The sequence below is a fragment of the Thermogemmatispora sp. genome (assembly GCF_019683755.1).
In the GTDB taxonomy this organism is placed as follows: Bacteria; Chloroflexota; Ktedonobacteria; order Ktedonobacterales; family Ktedonobacteraceae; genus Thermogemmatispora.
Map to the genome: position 1 here is coordinate 1 of NZ_JADGHT010000513.1, position 2,364 is coordinate 2,364.

Annotated in this window: 2 protein-coding genes; both read right to left on the reverse strand. The window is 65.4% G+C overall.

Annotated features, from left to right (window positions below):
- Positions 1–30 precede the first annotated feature (30 nt).
- Positions 31–1,566: a dihydrolipoamide acetyltransferase family protein gene (locus tag IRZ24_RS19455; protein ID WP_297168179.1), complete on the reverse strand. Its 1,536-nt coding sequence runs from the start codon at positions 1,564–1,566 to the stop codon at positions 31–33.
- A 168-nt stretch (positions 1,567–1,734) separates the two neighbouring features.
- On the reverse strand, positions 1,735–2,364 hold a 630-nt coding region (locus tag IRZ24_RS19460; RefSeq protein WP_297168182.1), incomplete at its 5' end, for a M24 family metallopeptidase.

The window sequence follows — 2,364 nt, forward strand, 5'->3', positions numbered from 1 at the left end:
AGCGAGCGGTCTCGCGACGAGGTACCAGCTTCAGGCCAGCAGCCCCAGCGGCTCCTCCAGCAGCTCGGCCAGGGTAGCCAGGAACTGAGCCCCGCGGGCACCATCGATGACACGATGGTCGCAGGAGAGGCTCAGCAGCATGGTGGGCGCGACCACCGGCTGACCGGCAACGGCGATGACGCGCTCGCTGATGCGCCCTACAGCCAGAATGGCGGCCTGGGGAGCATTGATGATGGCATTGAAGGCGTCGACGCCATACATTCCCAGGTTGCTGATGGTAAAGGTCCCTCCCTGCAGATCCTGGGGACGCAGGCGCCGGCTGCGCGCCCGTTCGACGAGATCCTTGCGCACCTCGACCAGGGCCGACAGGCTCAAGCGATCAGCCTCGTGGATGACTGGCACCACCAGCCCTTCATCGGTGGCGACAGCCAGGCCGATATTGATTTCTCCATGACGAACCAGGCGCCCATCTTGCCAGGAGGCGTTGATCTGGGGATGGACCCGCAGAGCCGCGGCCACTACACGCACGAGCAGATCAGTATAAGTGATCTCGGGTGAGCAGCGCCGCTGCATGGCTTGATGCCAGGCGAGCAGCCGCTCTGCCTGGACCTCACGCAGCAGGGAGAAATGCGGCACCTGCTGCCAACTCTGGGCAGTGCGCTCGGCCATGAGGCGCCAGACCTGGCTCAGCGTCGGCGCCTCCGCTCTCTCTCCGCTTGCTTCCGCCGCCCCCCAGCCGGCGCTGGTCGCTCTCCGCTCCGCCTGGACGGAGGCGGCAGCCAGGACGTCAGCGGCCAGGATCGCCCCCTCGGGACCACTGCCGAGACCAGTGCGGGCAAGGGCCGCCAGATTCTGCCCCAGCTCAGCCGCCAGACGCCTGGCCTTGGGCGAGGCCGCCAACAGGCGCCTTTGTCCGGAGGAGCGAGCAACGGACCCGTGTACCATCGGCTTCTGGCCAGCGCTGACAGCCAGCCTCTCGCTCTGGCCCGGCTCCTGCATACGACGGCTGGCCAGATAGGCCAGGACGTCCGCCTTTTGAATACGCCGCCCCTGGGGTTGGAGCTGACGCAGATCAACCTGATGCTCGGCGGCGATGCGCGCAGCCAGGGGAGAAACCAGCCTCCCCAGGCCGCGTGTATGCTCGTCCATGAGCGCAGGGGAAGGGGGTTCCACTGTGAGCGAGCTAGTACTGGTCGAGCTTGAAGCTGCTGCTGGCCTGTCAGCCTCGCCGGCGCCCCTCTCCTCCCGAGGCTGTTGCTCATGCTCAGCTGGCTGTCGCGGTGCGGCTGCCGCTGCCGCTGGGGCAGGCCCAGCCACGGGCTGCTCGCCGGGAGCCAGAATCAGGGCAATCTGCTGCCCCACAGGAATGTCCTCCCCCTCTCTGGCCGTGATCGCGCTCAGCAGACCCGAAGCCGGTGCCTCCAGTTCGACGGTCGCTTTATCTGTCTCAATCTCAGCCAGCGGCTCGCCCTGGTTCACTGGCTCGCCTTCGCGCTTCAGCCAGCGCAGAATCTTCCCTGTCTCCTGGGCCATTCCTAACGCGGGCATGATGACCCTGGTCGCCATCAGTGCACTCCTCTGCTCTTCTTTTTTACTCTGGTAGTCGGCATTCAGCTCAGGCTCCACGCCATGATCCAGGGTCTGGCCTGCCCTGCTTCCGGGAACCTGGCAGAGCCAGCCAGGGCCGGCAGAACAGGCGGGCAGACCAGACCGGAACGGACCAGCGGGCCAGAGTTAGAGTGTATGACCTGCGGAGGTCGCCGCTGGGGCCGGTAGCTGCGCTCCGCCCCGGCCAGCAGCCGTGTTCAGATGCGATTGCACCTCACGAATGGGAGAGAGCGGTCCGTTGACGGTGTAGTAGCGCGTACCAGCCACGAGCAGCTCTTCGGCGGGGAAGCGCGTAATCACTTCACAGCCGTCCTTCGTCACCACCAGCTGCTCTTCAATGCGGGCCGCTGTCCAGCCGTCGCTGGCGGGCCAGAAGGTCTCGAGCGCAAAGACCATGCCCTCCTCGATGACCTCGGGGTGATCAAAGGAGACCAGGCGGCTGAAAACCGGCTTCTCCCAGATCGTCAGGCCCACGCCGTGGCCGAACTGCAGCGCGAAAGCTGCCTCTTCATTGGGGAAACCAAACTCCTCAGCGCGCGGCCAGAGCTTGACGACATCGGCAGTGGTCACGCCCGGCTTAATGGCGTTGATGGCCACGTCGAGGATCTCGCGGCAACGCTTGTAGGCGTCCACCATCGCTGGCGAGGCACTGCCAACAGCAAAGGTGCGGTAATAACAGGTGCGGTAGCCATTGAAGCTGTGCAGAATGTCAAAATAGGCGGGATCTCCCGGACGCAGCACGCGGTCGCTAAAGAC

What these genes read in the sequence shown, in the direction of transcription:
- IRZ24_RS19455 (WP_297168179.1), bottom strand. Translation starts at nt 1,566, where the DNA reads ATGGCGACCAGGGTCATCATGCCCGCGTTAGGAATGGCCCAGGAGACA.